Here is a 16,885-nt window from a genome sequence, read left to right as displayed (position 1 = left end):
AGTTACAAATAAACTAACGATAAAAAGGTAGAAGTAATGAGCCTAAGAACAGCCAGAAAGAATGTAGTTACTCGCGCAGTAATGATTGCCCTAGCCGCAACATCAATGACTACAGTACAAGCAATTGCCCAAGAAGGCGCAGAAGAAGTTGAACGTATTGCCGTAACCGGTTCTCGCATTAACAGAACAGATATTGAAACAGCTAGCCCAGTAACTGTTATTTCAGCAGATTTTATTGCTAAGAGTGGTTACACCTCAGTACAAGAAATATTATCAATGCAACCCGCTGCAGCAGGTATGAGCTTAGGTTCTACTTCTAACAATGGCTCAGGTGGCTCAGCAACAGTTAACTTACGTGGTATGGGAACCCAGCGTACTTTAGTGCTAATGAATGGTCGCCGTATGGTTGCATCAGGTACTGGTGCAGACTCTTCAGTAGATTTAAACACTATTCCTGTGTCAATGATTCAAACTATTGAAATCTTGAAAGATGGAGCTTCTGCAGTTTATGGTTCAGATGCTATTGCTGGTGTAGTTAACATCATCACCAAAAAAGACTTTGAAGGAACTGAAGTAACTGCCGATGGCAGTATTACCGACAAAGGTGATGGCGAAAGTGGTGGTTTCAGCATTTTACACGGTAGTGAAGTAGCCGGTGGTAACTTAGTTTTAGGCGCTCAATACTCAAATCGTGGCGAGATCATTCAATCGGATCGTGATTTTGTACCACCAGGTGAATCATCATTTATTCCTGGCGGAACGTTAGGTGGCAAGGTTCTTGATGAAAATGGGAATTTTGTCAAAAATGATGAAACTTATGATTATACCGATGATAGTTACGCCCAAACACCGAATGAGTTATTAAGTCTATTTTCTAGTTTTAACAGTGAGATTGCTGATGATACTGAGTTAAGTATTGATCTTATGTACACGCGTCGTGAGTCTAATCAACAAATGGCGCCACAGCCAGCAAACATCGACTTAGACAGAAGTCAGCTTGATGACAAATATAATGACCAGTTTGATAAGGTTGATGAAGACGGCAACCCAATTGATACGTTAAATTATAGACGTCGAATGACTGATGCTGGCCCACGCATTTATGGGCAAGAAACTGATACTTATCGTGCTTCTGTTGGTCTAACTGGCTATCTAAGTAATGACTCTCAGTGGGATATGTCAGCGACTTATGGCCGTAATGACTCAAAAGACAGTGTTGGTAACTCGATTCATGCCGGAAATATGGAACAAAGTATCTACGATCATCAAGATGATTGGTTCAGCGGCGATCCGATGAATACTGACTTTTTAGCGAGTGAAGGCATCATGTACACCGAACAAAATGAAGGTGGTAATGAGCAATTTACTTTAGCTGCAGGGTATAGTGGTATCAGTGAGTCTGATATTGGTTATGCTATTGGTGTTGAAAGCCGTTTTGAAAGTGGCTACTACACACCAGATCTTATCACCCAAGCCGGTGAAAGCACAGCTGCACAACAAGACCCAACTGAAGGTAACTATTCAGTACAATCTATTTATGGTGAAGTATCAGTACCAGTAACAGATTCATTTACCGTAGAAGCGGCAACTCGTTACGATAATTACTCTACTTTTGGTGGAGCAGCTACTTGGAAGTTAGGTGCTACTTATACCATTACTGATGGTTTAATGTTTAGAGCGGTTGCAGCAACAGGTTTTAGAGCGCCAAGTGTAAGTGAATTATACAGTGGTAACTCAGGTTCTTTCGATTACTTAAGTGACCCGTGGGAAAGAGAACAAGATGCTCAAATCAAAGTAAACTACGTAGGTGATCCAGATTTACAACCAGAAGAAAGTGAATCATTTACTGCTGGTGTGGTATGGGAAGTAATGGAAGGCCTTTCAACTACCGTTGATTACTGGTCATTTGATATTACTAATGCTATTAGTCGTGTTAACGTACAAGATGAGATGAATAAGTGTTTCAAAGATGATCTTGCTGCTTGTGAGACTATTAAGATCACGCCTGATGGTGACTTATCGAACATGACGTCTAGCCTTACTAACATTGGCCAACAGAACACTTCTGGTGTTGACTGGAATGTTAGCTACTCGGCAAGCATCTTTAAAGTAACACTTGATACCACTTATTTAATTGAGTTTGAAGAAAACGATATTAGCTACGAAGGTACTATCGATGGCAACATGGGTGGTTATTCACAATTAAAGTCTAACTTAACTATTAATACTGAACTTACTGAAGACTTGAGCTTGCTTTACACAGCAAACTACATTCAAGGTATGGAAGGTGATGGTTACACTACTGATAATGTGATTTATCACAATATTTCTACGGCTTACCACATCAATGATGCATGGCAAGTAACGGGTGGTATCAAAAACTTATTTGATACTGAACCTGAAGAAGTGCCAGATGGGAATGACATGAATACAGTACCAAACATCTACGATGTTGTTGGTCGTACTTTCTTTGTTAATACCTCATATAAATTCTAATATGAAATAATTACCGGTATTGCTAGCATCGCTAGTCAATACACAGTAACTCAAATTCAAGGCGGCTTTATAGTCGCCTTTTTTGATCCCCTCATTTTAGTGAAAATTACTTACCCACAAAATAAATGTTGTTTTAGCTCATCATTTACTCATTCATTTATCGCTTTTACTCGTTTCCCAGTATTAATTAGGTATATAATGTTTACACAAAAGCATGAGCTAGCGTATTGTTTAGTCGTGTTAGCATTAAATATCAGGAGTTAATCATTATGGGCGGAATCGGAATTTGGCAGTTAGTAATTATTGCCGTGATTGTAGTGTTATTGTTTGGTACTAAAAAACTACGTAACTTAGGTGGTGATTTAGGCTCAGCGGTTAAAGGTTTCAAAAGTGCTATTGGTGATGACAAAGAGCAAAAATCTAATGTAGAAAAGACCAGTGCTGAAAAAACTTCAGAAAGCTTAGCTGATAACTCTAGTACTGTAACTGAAGAAACCAGTAAATCTACCAGTAAGACTAAAGAAACCGATCAGGCCTAATTTATGTTTGATGTTGGCTTTTGGGAATTAATCCTTATTGCAATTATGGGCTTAGTTATTTTGGGTCCTGAGCGATTACCTGTAGCTATACGCACGGTTCGTGGTTGGATGACCGGTGCACGTAAGTTTAGTGATACTGTTAAGGCAGAGCTTACCGAAGAGTTACGAGTTCATGAATTGCATGCCAACTTAAAGAAAGCTGAGCAAGCTAATTTACAAAACTTGAGTCCAGAAGTTGCTGAATCATTAAAAACCCTGCAAGAGGCTGCGGCTTCAGTCACTGAACCCTTTAAAAAAGTGAATACTCAGCCTTTAGATTCAATGATTTCTTCCTCATTAGCTTCATCAGTTAATAGTAAGGCCCTTGAAGATGAAGACCATAATGTAACGAATATTGAAACAGCGGATGTACAAACAACCAGTTCAACTGAACAGTCAGCTAAACTATCAGTTAAGCAAGCAGTAAAGGCAGAAAACGCAGCAAGTGATAAACCCCAACTATGAATACGAATCCCACATCTAGTGCTAGTTTATTTGATCACCTATTAGAGCTACGAGACCGTTTATTACGCTCTGTTTTAGGGGTGTTAATTGTCTTTTGTTGCTTTGTATACTTTGCCCAAGATATATACCAGTTTGTTGCTCAACCTTTGTTAGCTACTATGCCGGAAGGTTCGCAAATGATAGCAACTGATGTTGCCTCACCATTTTTTGCTCCCTTTAAGCTAACCTTAGTCTTGTCACTATTTATCGCCATGCCATTTGTTTTGTACCAAATCTGGTCATTTGTTGCGCCAGGATTATACCAAAATGAAAAACGTTTAATTGTTCCGTTAATGTTTGGCTCAACAATATTGTTTTATAGTGGTATTGCTTTTGCGTATTTTTTAGTTTTTCCTGTGATTTTTGCTTTCTTTACTTCGGTAGCTCCAGAAGGTGTTGTTATTGCGACAGATATTAGCAGTTATCTTGATTTCATTTTAAAGCTGTTTTTTGCATTTGGCGCTGCGTTTGAGATCCCTATTGCGATTATATTAATGTGTTGGACGGGCATGACGACACCTGATAGCTTAAGAGAAAAGCGCGCGTATGTTGTGGTCGGGGCTTTTATTGTTGGTATGTTATTAACACCACCCGATATTATTTCACAAACAATGCTTGCTGTGCCAATGCTGTTATTGTTTGAGCTGGGTATTATTATTGCTTCTTTTTACCATAAAGAAGATGAAGACGAAACTATTAAAGTAGAGAAGAATAAGTAATGAAATTTATTAAAAAATTAACAACTTGCGTTGCAGTTAGTACAATATTATTGGTTCAACCAGTGGTTGCTGAAGAAAGCGAGCTGGTTAGTAAAGTGCAAACTTGTAGTAAAATAAGTGATAGTCAGGCTAGGTTGAATTGTTTTGATAAACTTACTGATAGTCGAGGCGTAACAGAAAATATTGCGGATGCACCATCATCATTAACTGAAGAGCAGATTGATGACTTTGCTAAAGATCATGTGCAAAAGAGTAAAGAGGATCTCGCCAAAGAAATAAACAGCATTACCCTCGTTATCAGTAAATTAACAAAATCAGTGCGTGGTCAATGGAAAATAACCTTTGAAAATGGTCAAAGATGGCAGCAACAAGATGCCAGTAGAATCAAATTAAAGCAAGGAAACCGCGTTATCTTAACTAAAGGCGCGCTTGGCTCAGTGTATATGCAAAAAGAAAATACTAATAAGCGTATTAAAGTAAAAAGGCTTAAATAGAGCGAGGCTGAATTGAAGAAAGGTACTTTGATAGATATTGGTGTTAACTTAACCAATAAACGTTTCGATAAGGATCGAGAAGACGTTATTATTCGTGCAAAATCAGCAGCACTGAGTGGTTTATTGATCACTGGTACTAATGTTGAAGAAAGCCAGAAAGCGTTAAGGCTGTGTCAACAATACCAAACAGATTTTCCTAATTTTTTATATAGTACGGCAGGTGTGCACCCTCATGATGCTGACCATGTATCAATTGACTATATAGAGCAACTCAAACAACTGGCCAGGCAGTCCCAAGTTAAAGCTATTGGTGAGTGTGGTTTGGATTTTAATCGAAATTTCTCAGCTCCAGCCCAACAAAGAAAGGTGTTTAGCGAGCAAGTTAACTTAGCTGCAGAGCTGAATATGCCATTGTTCTTACATCAAAGAGATGCTTTTGAGCCTTGGTTTGATATATTATTTCCTCAAATCGATAAAATTCCAGCAATGATTGCTCACTGTTTTACCGGTACAAAAGATGAACTAAAACAGTGTTTAGCGGCTGATATGTATATTGGTATCACTGGTTGGCTTTGTGATGAGCGCCGTGGTCAAACCCTTCGTGATATCGTCAGTTTAATTCCTTTAAATCGTTTATTGATTGAAACTGATGCACCTTATTTAACGCCTAGGACGATTCGTCCAAAACCTAAGAGTAGCCGTAACGAACCAAGTTATTTACCTTTTATTGTGAAAGAAATTGCCAGTATTACAGGTCTTGACCAAGACGTGATTGCTTGGCAAACTAGCCTTAATAGCGAAAAATTGTTCGATTTTACAACAAAAAAAGAATTACCTTAAATGAAACAATATGTTATCTCTAAAGCCACAGGTTATGCATCTTTATTGATGTTATATCCTCCTGTGAGTAGGGCGATGACAGCAGAGGATACTGAGCACTTATGCATTGGCATGGGTTTTTTCTTAGGTATCATAGTGGCTTCTTTAGTTGCTTTATTTTTAACTCGCCATGGCCGAAATAAATATCAGCAAATGTCATTACGGCTCAAATTGGCACAAAACAACAGTACAGTGGCTGAGCAAGCAATGCAGACCTTGGCTAAAGAGCAGCAAGATAGTCAAGACTTGTTAGAAGAGCGAGTGCAAGAGCGCACACTTGAATTAAATATTGCTTTGCAAGAGTTAGAGAGTGCTAATCAAGAGCTCGAACGAAAGAATGTCCTGGATGAACTCACCGGGCTGCATAATCGCCGATTTTACGATCAAAAAATATTAGCCGAGTACCGCCGTAGTCGTCGCAACCTTACTCCATTAAGTTTAGTGGTTATCGATATTGACCACTTTAAATCAGTGAATGATAACTATGGCCATCTCGCGGGGGATCAATGCCTTATTTGGTTGGCTAAATTTATGAAACAAAGTTTAAAGCGTAGCGCCGATAAAGCATTTCGTTATGGTGGTGAAGAGTTTTGCTTAATCTTACCAAATACTGATGTTGAAGGGGCACTATTGGTCGCTGAGCAGTTACGTTTGCAAATTACTGAGCAAGCTTTCAGCTTTCAAGAAATCGAAATAGCGCTAACCATTAGTTGTGGTATTTGTACCTACCAACAAGAGGCCGATATCGGTCCTGAGCAAATTTTCTCTGGTGCTGACAAAGCGCTATACCAGGCTAAACACCATGGTAGAAACCAAACACAACAATATATATTAACAGAATAATTTTAGGAATGCTTATGTCTTACAGTGGTAATTCGGCTTTTGGCCAATATCCTGCTCGTCGCATGCGCCGTATGCGCGTTGATGATCATACTCGTCGTTTAATGGCCGAATCACAGTTAACGGTTAATGATCTTATCTACCCTGTTTTTGTACTTGAAGGTGAGAATCAGCGCGAAGCTATAACTTCTATGCCGGGGGTTGAGCGTAAAAGTATTGATCTTTTATTAGAAGAAGCGCAAGAGTTGGTTGATTTAGGTATTCCTGCTATTGCACTTTTCCCAGTAACTCCAAGTGATAAAAAATCACTCATGGCTGAAGAAGCCTATAACCCAGACGGCTTGGCTCAACGCGCAGTACGAGCCCTTAAAGCTAATTTCCCGCAGTTAGCGGTAATTACAGATGTTGCTCTTGACCCTTTCACTACACATGGCCAAGATGGTATTTTAAGCGAAAGAGATGACAATAAAGCAGGTACAACGGGTTACGTGTTAAATGATGTCACTAAAGATATTTTGACTAAGCAAGCTTTATCACACGCACAAGCGGGAGCTGATATTGTCGCACCCTCAGACATGATGGATGGTCGTGTCGGCGCAATCAGGCAAGTATTAGAAGAAAATGGTTTTGTTAATACTAAAATTCTAGCTTACTCAGCAAAGTATGCTTCTAATTATTACGGACCATTTCGTGATGCTGTTGGCTCAGCCAGTAATATTAAAGGTGGCAATAAACATACATATCAAATGGACCCTGCTAATAGCAACGAGGCATTACACGAAGTGGCTCAAGACATTGCCGAAGGTGCTGATATGGTCATGGTAAAACCCGGTATGCCTTATTTAGATATAGTGCGCCGAGTAAAAGATACCTTCCAAGTACCAACTTATGCCTATCAAGTCAGTGGTGAATATGCCATGCATATGGCCGCAATACAAAATGGTTGGTTAGCGGAGAAACCTTGTGTGATGGAAGGTTTATTAGCATTTAAACGCGCAGGAGCTGATGGTATTTTAACTTATTTTGCCAAACAAGTTGCTCGTTGGCTGAAAGAAGACGCATAAGTTTCTTGTTATTAGCTAAAAATAAAATGCGACTTAGGTCGCATTTTTTATTTGTCGAAATGATTATAACCTATTGCTAGTTAGAACTTTTTTGCATGATGATCTTGTCATCAAATCAGCTAAATATTTTTCTATCTTAGGATAATCTGTTAGTAAGTTATAACCAGCAGGTAAGCAAGAAATATAGTGCAACATAGGTGCTAATAACGCATCAGCAATGGTAAATTGCTTGCAGGTTAAGGCATTTTTTTCAGCTAACTTCTTTTCAATAATAGCTAATGTTGTAGCAACTTTAGCTTGAACACTTTTAACTACATCAAAACGAACACTATTATCTTTGCCTTTGGGAAAAGCAAATTCCAGCAGATACTCACGTACCAGCACTTTATCAATATCGATTGATATTAATGCACACAGTGCATCGTGTAGAACATATTCTAAGTTATTACTAGGCTGTAAGTCGTTATTTCCATCAAGATAACGACAAATGCTGGCAGTTTCGGGAATCGCTAACTCTGCTGCTTGCTGAGTAACAAGTAATACCGGAACTTTACCAAAGGGGTGCCAGTTGAGGTGCTTTTCGCCCTTAAAGGGAATTTCATGGCCTGCCACCTCAAAGCCAACTGTGTAAGTAAGTTGTTTTTCTTCGCATATGAGCATGACTGTACGAACAAAATTTGAAAAACTTGGGCCGTAAATGTGTACAGGGTTAGCTATCATAAAATTTTCCTTGTTTATAAAACTACTTGTTAGGCTATTAATCTAACCATAATTAAAATATGTTCAAGAACATATTTTAAAAATATGAAATACTATGTTGATTATTAAATGACATAGTGAATTTTTTCAATGGCCTGGCAAGAAACTCATAAAGAGCAGTCAAAAGATAGAATATTAGAAAGTGCGGCGATGCTTTTTACTCATCATGGTTTTGAAAAAATATCGATAGATCAAGTGATGAAAAATGCTGAACTTACTAGAGGCGCATTTTATAGCCACTTTAGTTCTAAAAGTGACTTATACGCACAAGCAATCACTAAAGCAGCAAAGGTGGCTTATCAGCGAAAGCCAGTAAATTTCCCGCAAGATATGAACAACTTTGCTCGATATTATTTGAGTAGTGAGCATAGGGATAATAACTATAAGCAGCCATGTCCGTTAGCATTTTTGGTGTCAGATATTAATCAACAAGATAACCAAGTTAAAGCTACTTACACTAAAACACTGCAAGCATTTATAGATCAAGCTGAAACATTGACAGTTAGCCGAGAAAAGGCACTGCAAAGCGCGGTATTAATGATTGGTGGATTGGCTTTATCTAGAGCATTAGATGATAAAAAGTTGAGTAATGAGTTATTGGTTGCTTGCCAAGTAGGAGTTGCTTCATTATCAGAGAAGGAGGGTAGTGATGTCAGCTGAATTAAGTATATTATTGCTTAATGCTGTGATTATTATTGTTGCGTATCTTTCCATTTATCCTAAATTAGCAGGTAATAATCTTAATAAAGTGGCAATGTTTGATTGTCTAGCTTCAGGAGTAGCACTTATTATTGTGGCAAGTAAATACTGGGAAACAGGTATTATTTTTGACTTTTTAATGTTTGAGTTGAACTGGTTTTGGTTTACCTTACTTAGTTACGGTGTTTTGGAAATACCGGTAGCACTTTGGTATTTCAGGCTAGAAATCACTCAATTTTATAAAAACAAGTAAGATAAGTGCAGTAAACTAAATAGTATCGGGATGCTTTTAGATAATTCTTGCGTCAGGGACTAATTCAAATAACAACCCTTCACGCAGAGCACCACTTGAGAGGCATAATTCTGTTATGTCTAGACATTCAAATAAAGCAATCAATATACTTAAACCGCTGGCTAATATCGCCTTGCGATCAGCTCTGAGTCCCGCTATTTGGATATCATCTATTCTTTGGCAACAGATCAGTGTTTGTTGTATTTCGTTAAGAAAAGATAAAGTGATGGTCGGCTCTTGTTGGCGTTGTTTAAGTATTTCTATCATGGCTTGCATAGTACCTGAACTACCAACTGCCGTTTGCCAGCCAAGCTGAGTAAACTCTTTATTGACAGTCTTAATCACATCAGCTGCTGCACTAATGCATTGAGTAAAATTTTCTTGCTTCAGTTCACCATTTACAAAGTACTTACCAATATAGCTAACGCAACCAATATTTAAACTGACTAGCTTTTGTGCTGAACAGCCTGAGCCAACAATAATTTCAGTACTAGCGCCACCAATATCGAGCACCAATTGTTTATTATTTGCTTGCTGATTGGTATTCGAGGTATGGGCAACTCCAGCATAAATCGTTTTGGCTTCTTGTTCGCCACTCAATAATTTAATCTGCTTGGGTAAAATCTGCTTGGCAGCATCAAAAAATAGTTGGTTGTTTTTAGCAATACGTAATGCGGCAGTTGCAACAACAAGGATATTATTTACCGGGATAGTTTTTAGATATAGGGAGAAGTCTTTAAGGCAGTTAAGACCACGTGTCATGGCCTCATCAGTAAGTAGGTTATTATTGTCTAACCCTGCAGCTAAGCGCACTTTTTGTTTGACTTTATTTACGGTTTTTAATGATTTACCCTTTGGTTCGGTAGCCAGTTGGGTGATAAGTAGATGGAAACTATTGGAGCCTAAATCAACCACAGCATAATGACTATCATCATACTGTGGTATTGCCTTCGGAGAGGCTTGATTTGAGTTAACTAATTTACTCAAGGTTTTTTAAATCCAAGAGGGTAGTTTTAACTACGGTTGCCGCGATATGTATTTCCACCACGGTTTCCTTGTCTACTATTAGAACGGCCACCTTGTCTGTTTCCACTAGGTCTAGGACGTCGTTGACGCGGTTTAGGCCTTGGTAAATCAGTCAGTAAGGCATCATGATCATACTTAGTTACTGGTAACTCATGTTCGATATAAGTTTCAATTTCAGGTAAATTAAAAACATATTGCTCACAAGCTAAGCTTATCGCGTGACCAGTTGCACCAGCACGGCCAGTACGACCAATACGATGAACATAATCTTGGCAATCATCAGGTAAGTCATAGTTAAAAACATGGGTAACACTAGGTATATGTAAACCACGAGCAGCAACATCAGTTGCGACTAGGATGTCTATGCTGCCTTCTGTGAATTGCTCTAATATTTTTAGACGCTTCTTCTGTGGAACATCGCCCGTTAATAAACCAACACGAATTTTATCAGCTATTAAGTGATCATAAACTTTTTCACAAACATGTTTAGTATTAGCAAAAACAATGGCTTTTTCTGGCCAATCTTCTTCAATTAGCGTTTGTAATAACGTCATTTTATCTTCGTTAGATGGATAAAATAATTCTTCACTGATACGACTATTGGTTTTTTGTTCTGGCGCAACTTCTACGCTGGTTGGTTCGTTCATGTGGTCAAAAGCGAGCTCTTTAACACGGAATGATAAGGTAGCAGAGAAAAGCATGCTTAAACGTTCAGTTGCCGGAGGCATTTTATTAAACATATAACGAATATCTTTAATAAAACCTAAATCGAACATTCTGTCGGCTTCATCAAGTACGATGACTTCGATGTTGGTAAGATTGTAAACGCCTTGCTTCATGTAATCGATTAAACGACCACAAGTGCCAATAAGAATATCAACACCTTGCTCAAGCTCTAAGCGTTGACTTTCATAACCTTCGCCCCCATATACAACACCAAGGCGTAAGCCAGTGCTTTTTGCCATCTCTTTAGCATCACGATGAATTTGTATAGCTAATTCACGTGTTGGCGCCATTATCAAGGCTCGAGGCTGGTTATGCGTAGGCGCTTCTTTTTGAAGCAGATGATGGAAAGTAGCAGCTAAAAAGGCAAGGGTTTTACCTTCACCTGTTTGTGCTTGGCCAGCTATATCAGTGCCTTGCAAAAGAACAGGTAAAGATTTCGCCTGAATAGACGTACAATATTCGAAGCCCATGGCTTCTAGTCCAGTGACAACTTGCGGGGCAAGATTTAGGTCAGTGAATTTTGTTTCAGTTAAGTGTGTTTTTTTCATGGCGCAAGCTTAACATTTTTGTTAGCTAAATAGTTGCTTAAAAATTAATTAATTAGATTTTATGAAATTAGTGCTTAAAAAATACCAATGTTACATAAAACAGTATTGGAAAAGCAGTGAATCACGGTATAATTACCACAAAGGCGTTTTCGCCATAACAACGGAGAATATAATGAGCGATAAAATTGTTCAGCTAACTGATGATAGTTTTGAAGCAGATGTGTTAAAAGCATCGGGTTTAGTATTAGTTGATTTTTGGGCTGAATGGTGTGGTCCATGTAAAATGATTGCCCCAGTACTTGATGATATTGCCACAGAATACGATGGCAAAGTGACTATTGGTAAATTAAACATAGATCAAAACTCAATGACACCACCTAAATATGGTGTACGTGGTATTCCAACATTATTACTATTTAAAGACGGTGAAATCGCTGACACTAAAGTAGGCGCATTATCAAAAACTCAATTAAAAGAGTTTTTAGATAAAAACTTATAAATTATAAAAAAAGCCTGATAACGAATCACTAAGTTATCAGGCTTTTTGTTTTCAGCAGATAAAATATTTACTTACATTATTATTCAGCCTTTACCTAATCAAATTTTAGTGCTAAATTTAGCCCCTGAGTACAAAATAACATCTCTTTATCTCTATTCTTATTGTAACAAATATATTTAACATACACTTGTGTCGGCAATCGCCTAAGGCACTATCACTTAAAATAGTTTAAGAAACCCCCTATGAACCTTACCGAATTAAAAGAAAAATCCATCAGCGAATTGGTTAAGCTTGCCGAGTCAATGAAGCTTGATAACTTAGCTAGAACACGCAAGCAAGATATAATCTTTGCTATTTTAAAAGCACATGCTGAAGGTGATAATGATATTTTCGGCGGCGGTGTTTTAGAAATTTTACAAGATGGTTTTGGCTTTTTACGCTCAGCAGACTCATCATACTTAGCAGGGCCAGATGATATTTATGTATCACCAAGCCAAATTCGCCGCTTTAGTATGCGAACGGGTGATACCATCCAAGGTAAAATTCGTTCTCCGAAAAAAGGCGAACGCTACTTTGCCTTATTAAAAGTGACTGAAGTTAACTTTGACCGCCCGGAAAATGCCCGTAATAAGATTTTATTTGAAAACTTAACCCCAATTCATCCTATCGATAGACTTACCATGGAACGTGGTAATGGCTCTACCGAAGATATTACCGCTCGTGTTATTGATTTAGCGTCACCCATTGGTAAAGGCCAGCGTGGTTTAATTGTTGCTCCGCCAAAAGCCGGTAAAACCTTATTACTACAAAATATTGCACAAAGCATTGCCCACAATCACCCAGACGCGGAATTAATGGTATTGTTAATTGATGAACGTCCGGAAGAAGTAACTGAAATGCAGCGTTTGGTAAAAGGTGAAGTGATTGCTTCCACCTTTGATGAACCAGCAAGTCGTCACGTACAAGTGGCAGAAATGGTCATTGAGAAAGCAAAACGTTTAGTTGAACATAAAAAAGATGTGGTAATTTTACTTGATTCTATTACCCGTTTAGCCCGTGCCTACAACACAGTTATCCCTTCGTCAGGTAAAATTCTATCTGGTGGTGTTGATGCTAATGCTTTACATCGTCCAAAACGTTTCTTTGGTGCGGCGCGTAAAATTGAAGAAGGTGGTAGTTTAACTATTATTGCAACGGCGCTAGTAGAAACGGGTTCTAAAATGGACGAAGTTATCTACGAAGAGTTTAAAGGCACAGGTAATATGGAATTACACCTGTCACGTAAGATTTCTGAAAAGCGTGTTTTCCCGGCTATTAACATTAATCGCAGTGGTACTCGTCGTGAAGAGCTTATTACTAAGCCAGATGAATTACAAAAAATGTGGATATTGCGTAAAATCGTTCATGAAATGGATGAAATAGGATCGATTGAATTCCTTATCGACAAATTAGCGATGACCAAAACCAATGATGAATTCTTTGATTCGATGAAGCGTAAATAATCGCTGCATAGTTGAATAACTTACTTGATGAAAACCAGTCTTAGTGACTGGTTTTTTTATTTTACAACAAGCTAGGCAAAAGTACTGCCACTTGTTAATAACAAATAAAAAATATTATGAAATATAGTGATTTAAGAGACTTTATTAGTCAGCTTGAAAAAATAGGCCAGCTCAAACGTATTACTCAGCCAATATCTACTCATTTAGCAATGACTGAAATTAGTGATAGAACGCTTAGAGCGAAAGGGCCGGCATTACTTTTCGAAAACGCAGTTGATGAACATGGTGAGCCGCAGGGTATGCCAGTACTTACTAATCTTTTTGGTACCCCTGACCGAGTTGCCCTAGCCATGGGGCAAGAAAATGTTGGCGCGCTTCGTGATGTTGGCAAGTTACTCGCTATGCTAAAAGAGCCTGAGCCTCCCAAAGGTTTCCGAGATGCCTTGGGTAAAATACCTGTCTATAAACAAGTATTGAATATGCCAGTAAAGGTCATTAAAAAGCCATTATGTCAGCAAATAATACTATCTGGTGATGATGTTGATCTGACTAAACTACCAGTTCAAACGTGTTGGCCTGGTGATGTCGCGCCATTAATTACTTGGGGATTAACAATTACTAGAGGTCCGCATAAAGAGCGCCAAAATCTAGGCATTTATCGTCAACAAGTTCTCAGTAAAAATAAAGTCATCATGCGTTGGTTATCTCATCGTGGTGGCGCACTTGATTTTCAAGAATTTAAAAAAGAAAATCCTGGTGAGAAATATCCTGTTTCAGTAGCTTTAGGCGCAGATCCAGCCACTATTTTAGGCGCGGTAACGCCAGTACCTGATACGTTATCTGAATATGCTTTTGCCGGTCTATTACGTGGTGCTAAAACACAAGTAGCTAAATCGATAAGTAATGATTTAGAAGTTCCCGCTAGCGCTGAAATTATCTTGGAGGGCTATTTAGACCCGGATGAAACGGCGCCAGAAGGGCCTTATGGTGATCATACTGGCTATTACAATGAAGTGGATAACTTCCCTGTGATGACAGTAACACATATCACTATGCGTAAAGACGCTATTTATCACAGCACTTACACGGGCAGACCACCTGACGAGCCTGCTATTTTGGGCGTTGCGCTTAATGAAGTGTTTGTGCCTATTTTACAAAAGCAGTTTCCTGAAATTCAAGATTTTTATTTACCACCAGAAGGCTGCTCTTATCGCCTCGCTATTGTCACTATTAAAAAGCAATATGCAGGACATGCTAAACGCGTGATGATGGGGGTTTGGTCATTTTTACGACAATTTATGTACACCAAGTTTGTCATCGTCTGTGATGATGATATTAATGCTAGAGATTGGGAAGATGTCATTTGGGCAATGACCACACGAATGGATCCAAGTAGAGATACTGTTTTAATCGAAAATACGCCAATAGATTACCTTGATTTTGCCTCACCTGTTTCAGGTTTAGGCTCTAAAATGGGTCTGGATGCTACTAATAAATGGCCTGGTGAAACTGACCGTGAGTGGGGGGAACCCATTGAAATGACGAAGAAAATAAAGGACCAAGTTGATGATCTTTGGGATGAATTAGATATTTTATAGATTTTATATATAAATTGCTGACTATACTTAATGGCAGTCACAATTTTAGTTTATTAGCTCTTGGAAAACTAATATGTAACCAAGAGAAATTACCAATAAAGTAAAAAGGTTAAAGAATGAAGACAGTTAGTTGTCAAATACAGTCGTTATCCTCGTTAACGCCTCATGTTTATAAAGTATTATTAAAGCCTAGTGAAAAAATTGATTTTATTGCGGGTCAATATTTGAACTTTGTTATGAGTGATGAAGATAAACGTCCATTTTCAATTGCCAGTTCACCAAATAGTGATTTGATTGAATTACAAATAGGCGCTTTTGTTGCTGATAGTTACCCTATGCAAGTCATTGAGTGTATTAAGGCAAGTTATGAGAGTGGTGAAGCGGTAACCATTGAAATCCCTGCAGGCAATGCTCAATTACGTACTGACAGTGAACGACCATTATTGTTACTTGCTGGTGGTACAGGCTTTTCATATATTAAATCAATGTTTGAGTATTTAGCCGAGCAAAAGTCACAGCGCCATATTATGGTGTACTGGGGGCTTCGTGAAGAAGGTGCTGTTTATGAACTTGAAAAAACTATTGCGACTATTGCCAAGCTGCCTCATGCTAACTTTATTCCGGTTATTGAAAACATTAATGAAAATGCAGAGAAATCATGGCAAGGTAAAACTGGCTTAGTTCATCAAGCTGCAATGCACGATATTGTTAGCTTTGAACCATATGATATCTATCTTGCAGGACGTTTTGATATGGTTGGTGCTATTCGTAGTGATTTTGTTGAGCATGGTGCTCTATTAGAGCATATGTACGCTGATGCATTTGCCTTCATCTAAAATAAAATAGACAAAAAGAAAAGCCCGTCTTTAAAATATCAAAGGCGGGCTTTTTTATTCTTTAAAGTGTTGATACTCAAGTCGTTAAATTTTCCTTATTAACCTTGCTGGAAGCCTGCTTCAGATAGGTCCAGTTGTGCAATAGCAATAACTGCTTGCGTACGATTACGGACATCAAGCTTTCTAAAAATCGCAGTAGCATGGGCTTTAATGGTTGCCTCAGAAACATTTAAATCATAAGCAATCTGCTTATTTAACATGCCTTGCGCGAACATCATTAATATTCGGTATTGTTGCTGAGTTAAACTGGCAACCCTTTCACCAATCTCACTATTATTATCATTTTGTTTTTGTTCAAAATAAGCAGGTAGCCAGGTATTACCCGACAATATGGCCACGATCGCTGAATAAATATCATCAACAGGAGTCGATTTTGGTACAAAGCCAGCAGCACCATAAGACATTGCTTTACTGATGGTGTCGTGATCTTCATGAGCGGATACGATAACAACAGGGATTTGTGGAAAGTGATTACGTACATGGATCAGGGTATTGAAACCATGAGCGCCAGGGATGTGTAAATCGAGTAATAACAAGTCACTATCATCATTACTGGTAAGTTGTTGTTCTAGCTCTGCAATTGTCTGTGCCTCAAACCATGTAGTATAAGTTAGCTTGGCCTTTAAAGTCCCTAATAGCGCCTGTCTAAATAAGGGATGATCGTCAGCTATTATTATTTTATCTGGCTGAATCATAACAAATATCCTAAGTAGTGATTCCCCATTCTAACGGAAATTATTTTAATAACAAAGTTTAGTTATGAATT

The 16,885-nt window shown here is 38.3% G+C and carries 18 protein-coding genes; 14 read left to right on the top strand and 4 right to left on the bottom strand.

Features of this window, described 5'->3' with window-relative positions; all coding sequences use genetic code 11:
• Nucleotides 1-36: 36 nt before the first annotated feature.
• The 8 genes from GAB14E_RS21200 (at nucleotide 37) to hemB (ending at nucleotide 7,574) form a co-directional block, all read left to right on the top strand.
• On the top strand, nucleotides 37-2,496 hold the full coding sequence (locus GAB14E_RS21200; RefSeq protein ID WP_033080370.1) for a TonB-dependent receptor plug domain-containing protein: 2,460 nt from the start codon (nucleotides 37-39) through the stop codon (nucleotides 2,494-2,496).
• Nucleotides 2,497-2,765: 269 nt separating this feature from the next.
• Nucleotides 2,766-3,035: a twin-arginine translocase TatA/TatE family subunit gene (gene tatA / locus GAB14E_RS21205; RefSeq protein WP_033080369.1), complete on the top strand. Its 270-nt coding sequence runs from the start codon at nucleotides 2,766-2,768 to the stop codon at nucleotides 3,033-3,035.
• Nucleotides 3,036-3,038: 3 nt separating this feature from the next.
• A complete protein-coding gene (gene tatB, locus GAB14E_RS24375; protein ID WP_081967661.1) occupies nucleotides 3,039-3,539 on the top strand; it encodes a Sec-independent protein translocase protein TatB in 501 nt (166 codons plus the stop codon).
• A complete protein-coding gene (tatC, locus tag GAB14E_RS21210) occupies nucleotides 3,536-4,297 on the top strand; it encodes a twin-arginine translocase subunit TatC (protein ID WP_033080368.1) in 762 nt (253 codons plus the stop codon). Before tatB ends, tatC begins: the two co-directional genes overlap by 4 nt.
• Complete coding sequence (locus GAB14E_RS21215; RefSeq protein WP_033080367.1) at nucleotides 4,297-4,791, top strand: hypothetical protein; 495 nt, start codon at nucleotides 4,297-4,299, stop codon at nucleotides 4,789-4,791. The genes tatC and GAB14E_RS21215 overlap by 1 nt, the downstream gene beginning before the upstream one ends.
• Before the next feature lie 12 nt (nucleotides 4,792-4,803).
• A complete protein-coding gene (locus GAB14E_RS21220; protein WP_231561957.1) occupies nucleotides 4,804-5,631 on the top strand; it encodes a TatD family hydrolase in 828 nt (275 codons plus the stop codon).
• Nucleotides 5,632-6,513 (top strand): GGDEF domain-containing protein, encoded by an 882-nt coding sequence (locus GAB14E_RS21225; RefSeq protein ID WP_231561956.1) that lies wholly within the window; start codon nucleotides 5,632-5,634, stop codon nucleotides 6,511-6,513. It abuts the gene before it with no gap.
• A 14-nt stretch (nucleotides 6,514-6,527) separates the two neighbouring features.
• Nucleotides 6,528-7,574 (top strand): porphobilinogen synthase, encoded by a 1,047-nt coding sequence (gene hemB, locus GAB14E_RS21230; RefSeq protein ID WP_033080365.1) that lies wholly within the window; start codon nucleotides 6,528-6,530, stop codon nucleotides 7,572-7,574.
• A 63-nt stretch (nucleotides 7,575-7,637) separates the two neighbouring features.
• On the opposite strand, the gene GAB14E_RS21235 is transcribed toward hemB, so the two are convergent.
• Nucleotides 7,638-8,294, bottom strand: a complete 657-nt coding sequence (locus GAB14E_RS21235) for a glutathione S-transferase family protein (RefSeq protein ID WP_033080364.1) — start codon at nucleotides 8,292-8,294, stop codon at nucleotides 7,638-7,640.
• Nucleotides 8,295-8,423: 129 nt separating this feature from the next.
• Here GAB14E_RS21235 and GAB14E_RS21240 point away from each other — a divergent pair, with 129 nt between their 5' ends.
• Together GAB14E_RS21240 and GAB14E_RS21245 are read left to right on the top strand one after the other, a co-directional pair.
• Nucleotides 8,424-8,993: a TetR/AcrR family transcriptional regulator gene (locus tag GAB14E_RS21240; protein WP_033080363.1), complete on the top strand. Its 570-nt coding sequence runs from the start codon at nucleotides 8,424-8,426 to the stop codon at nucleotides 8,991-8,993.
• Entirely contained in the window at nucleotides 8,983-9,285 is a 303-nt protein-coding gene (locus GAB14E_RS21245; RefSeq protein WP_033080362.1) for a hypothetical protein, read from the top strand. The genes GAB14E_RS21240 and GAB14E_RS21245 overlap by 11 nt, the downstream gene beginning before the upstream one ends.
• Nucleotides 9,286-9,321: 36 nt before the next feature.
• Here the strand turns inward: GAB14E_RS21245 and GAB14E_RS21250 are convergent, their stop codons facing one another.
• Both GAB14E_RS21250 and rhlB read right to left on the bottom strand, forming a co-directional pair.
• A complete protein-coding gene (locus GAB14E_RS21250) occupies nucleotides 9,322-10,311 on the bottom strand; it encodes a Ppx/GppA phosphatase family protein (RefSeq protein ID WP_052093379.1) in 990 nt (329 codons plus the stop codon).
• A gap of 26 nt (nucleotides 10,312-10,337) precedes the next feature.
• Nucleotides 10,338-11,624 carry an ATP-dependent RNA helicase RhlB gene (gene rhlB / locus GAB14E_RS21255; protein ID WP_033080361.1) on the bottom strand — a complete coding sequence of 429 codons (1,287 nt, stop codon included), beginning with the start codon at nucleotides 11,622-11,624 and terminating at the stop codon, nucleotides 10,338-10,340.
• Between the two features lie 172 nt (nucleotides 11,625-11,796).
• Here rhlB and trxA point away from each other — a divergent pair, with 172 nt between their 5' ends.
• The 4 genes from trxA (at nucleotide 11,797) to fre (ending at nucleotide 16,059) form a co-directional block, all read left to right on the top strand.
• Nucleotides 11,797-12,123 carry a thioredoxin TrxA gene (gene trxA, locus GAB14E_RS21260; protein WP_033080360.1) on the top strand — a complete coding sequence of 109 codons (327 nt, stop codon included), beginning with the start codon at nucleotides 11,797-11,799 and terminating at the stop codon, nucleotides 12,121-12,123.
• A gap of 242 nt (nucleotides 12,124-12,365) precedes the next feature.
• Complete coding sequence (gene rho, locus GAB14E_RS21265; RefSeq protein ID WP_033080359.1) at nucleotides 12,366-13,625, top strand: transcription termination factor Rho; 1,260 nt, start codon at nucleotides 12,366-12,368, stop codon at nucleotides 13,623-13,625.
• A 116-nt stretch (nucleotides 13,626-13,741) separates the two neighbouring features.
• Nucleotides 13,742-15,223, top strand: a complete 1,482-nt coding sequence (ubiD, locus tag GAB14E_RS21270; RefSeq protein WP_033080358.1) for a 4-hydroxy-3-polyprenylbenzoate decarboxylase — start codon at nucleotides 13,742-13,744, stop codon at nucleotides 15,221-15,223.
• Between the two features lie 116 nt (nucleotides 15,224-15,339).
• Complete coding sequence (gene fre, locus GAB14E_RS21275) at nucleotides 15,340-16,059, top strand: NAD(P)H-flavin reductase (RefSeq protein WP_033080357.1); 720 nt, start codon at nucleotides 15,340-15,342, stop codon at nucleotides 16,057-16,059.
• Between the two features lie 98 nt (nucleotides 16,060-16,157).
• Here the strand turns inward: fre and GAB14E_RS21280 are convergent, their stop codons facing one another.
• The gene (locus GAB14E_RS21280) at nucleotides 16,158-16,814 is read right to left on the bottom strand and encodes a response regulator transcription factor (protein ID WP_033080356.1); all 657 of its coding nucleotides are present in this window, start codon (nucleotides 16,812-16,814) and stop codon (nucleotides 16,158-16,160) included.
• Nucleotides 16,815-16,885: the final 71 nt, after the last annotated feature.

Source organism: Colwellia psychrerythraea, assembly GCF_000764185.1.
GTDB classification, from domain to species: Bacteria; Pseudomonadota; Gammaproteobacteria; order Enterobacterales; family Alteromonadaceae; genus Colwellia; species Colwellia psychrerythraea_B.
This window is presented reverse-complemented; position numbering and strand designations above follow the sequence as displayed.

What these genes read in the sequence shown, in the direction of transcription:
- GAB14E_RS21200 (WP_033080370.1), top strand. Translation starts at nt 37, where the DNA reads ATGAGCCTAAGAACAGCCAGAAAGAATGTAGTTACTCGCGCAGTAATG.
- tatA (WP_033080369.1), top strand. Translation starts at nt 2,766, where the DNA reads ATGGGCGGAATCGGAATTTGGCAGTTAGTAATTATTGCCGTGATTGTA.
- tatB (WP_081967661.1), top strand. Translation starts at nt 3,039, where the DNA reads ATGTTTGATGTTGGCTTTTGGGAATTAATCCTTATTGCAATTATGGGC.
- tatC (WP_033080368.1), top strand. Translation starts at nt 3,536, where the DNA reads ATGAATACGAATCCCACATCTAGTGCTAGTTTATTTGATCACCTATTA.
- GAB14E_RS21215 (WP_033080367.1), top strand. Translation starts at nt 4,297, where the DNA reads ATGAAATTTATTAAAAAATTAACAACTTGCGTTGCAGTTAGTACAATA.
- GAB14E_RS21225 (WP_231561956.1), top strand. Translation starts at nt 5,632, where the DNA reads ATGAAACAATATGTTATCTCTAAAGCCACAGGTTATGCATCTTTATTG.
- hemB (WP_033080365.1), top strand. Translation starts at nt 6,528, where the DNA reads ATGTCTTACAGTGGTAATTCGGCTTTTGGCCAATATCCTGCTCGTCGC.
- GAB14E_RS21235 (WP_033080364.1), bottom strand. Translation starts at nt 8,294, where the DNA reads ATGATAGCTAACCCTGTACACATTTACGGCCCAAGTTTTTCAAATTTT.
- GAB14E_RS21240 (WP_033080363.1), top strand. Translation starts at nt 8,424, where the DNA reads ATGGCCTGGCAAGAAACTCATAAAGAGCAGTCAAAAGATAGAATATTA.
- GAB14E_RS21245 (WP_033080362.1), top strand. Translation starts at nt 8,983, where the DNA reads ATGTCAGCTGAATTAAGTATATTATTGCTTAATGCTGTGATTATTATT.
- rhlB (WP_033080361.1), bottom strand. Translation starts at nt 11,624, where the DNA reads ATGAAAAAAACACACTTAACTGAAACAAAATTCACTGACCTAAATCTT.
- trxA (WP_033080360.1), top strand. Translation starts at nt 11,797, where the DNA reads ATGAGCGATAAAATTGTTCAGCTAACTGATGATAGTTTTGAAGCAGAT.
- rho (WP_033080359.1), top strand. Translation starts at nt 12,366, where the DNA reads ATGAACCTTACCGAATTAAAAGAAAAATCCATCAGCGAATTGGTTAAG.
- ubiD (WP_033080358.1), top strand. Translation starts at nt 13,742, where the DNA reads ATGAAATATAGTGATTTAAGAGACTTTATTAGTCAGCTTGAAAAAATA.
- fre (WP_033080357.1), top strand. Translation starts at nt 15,340, where the DNA reads ATGAAGACAGTTAGTTGTCAAATACAGTCGTTATCCTCGTTAACGCCT.
- GAB14E_RS21280 (WP_033080356.1), bottom strand. Translation starts at nt 16,814, where the DNA reads ATGATTCAGCCAGATAAAATAATAATAGCTGACGATCATCCCTTATTT.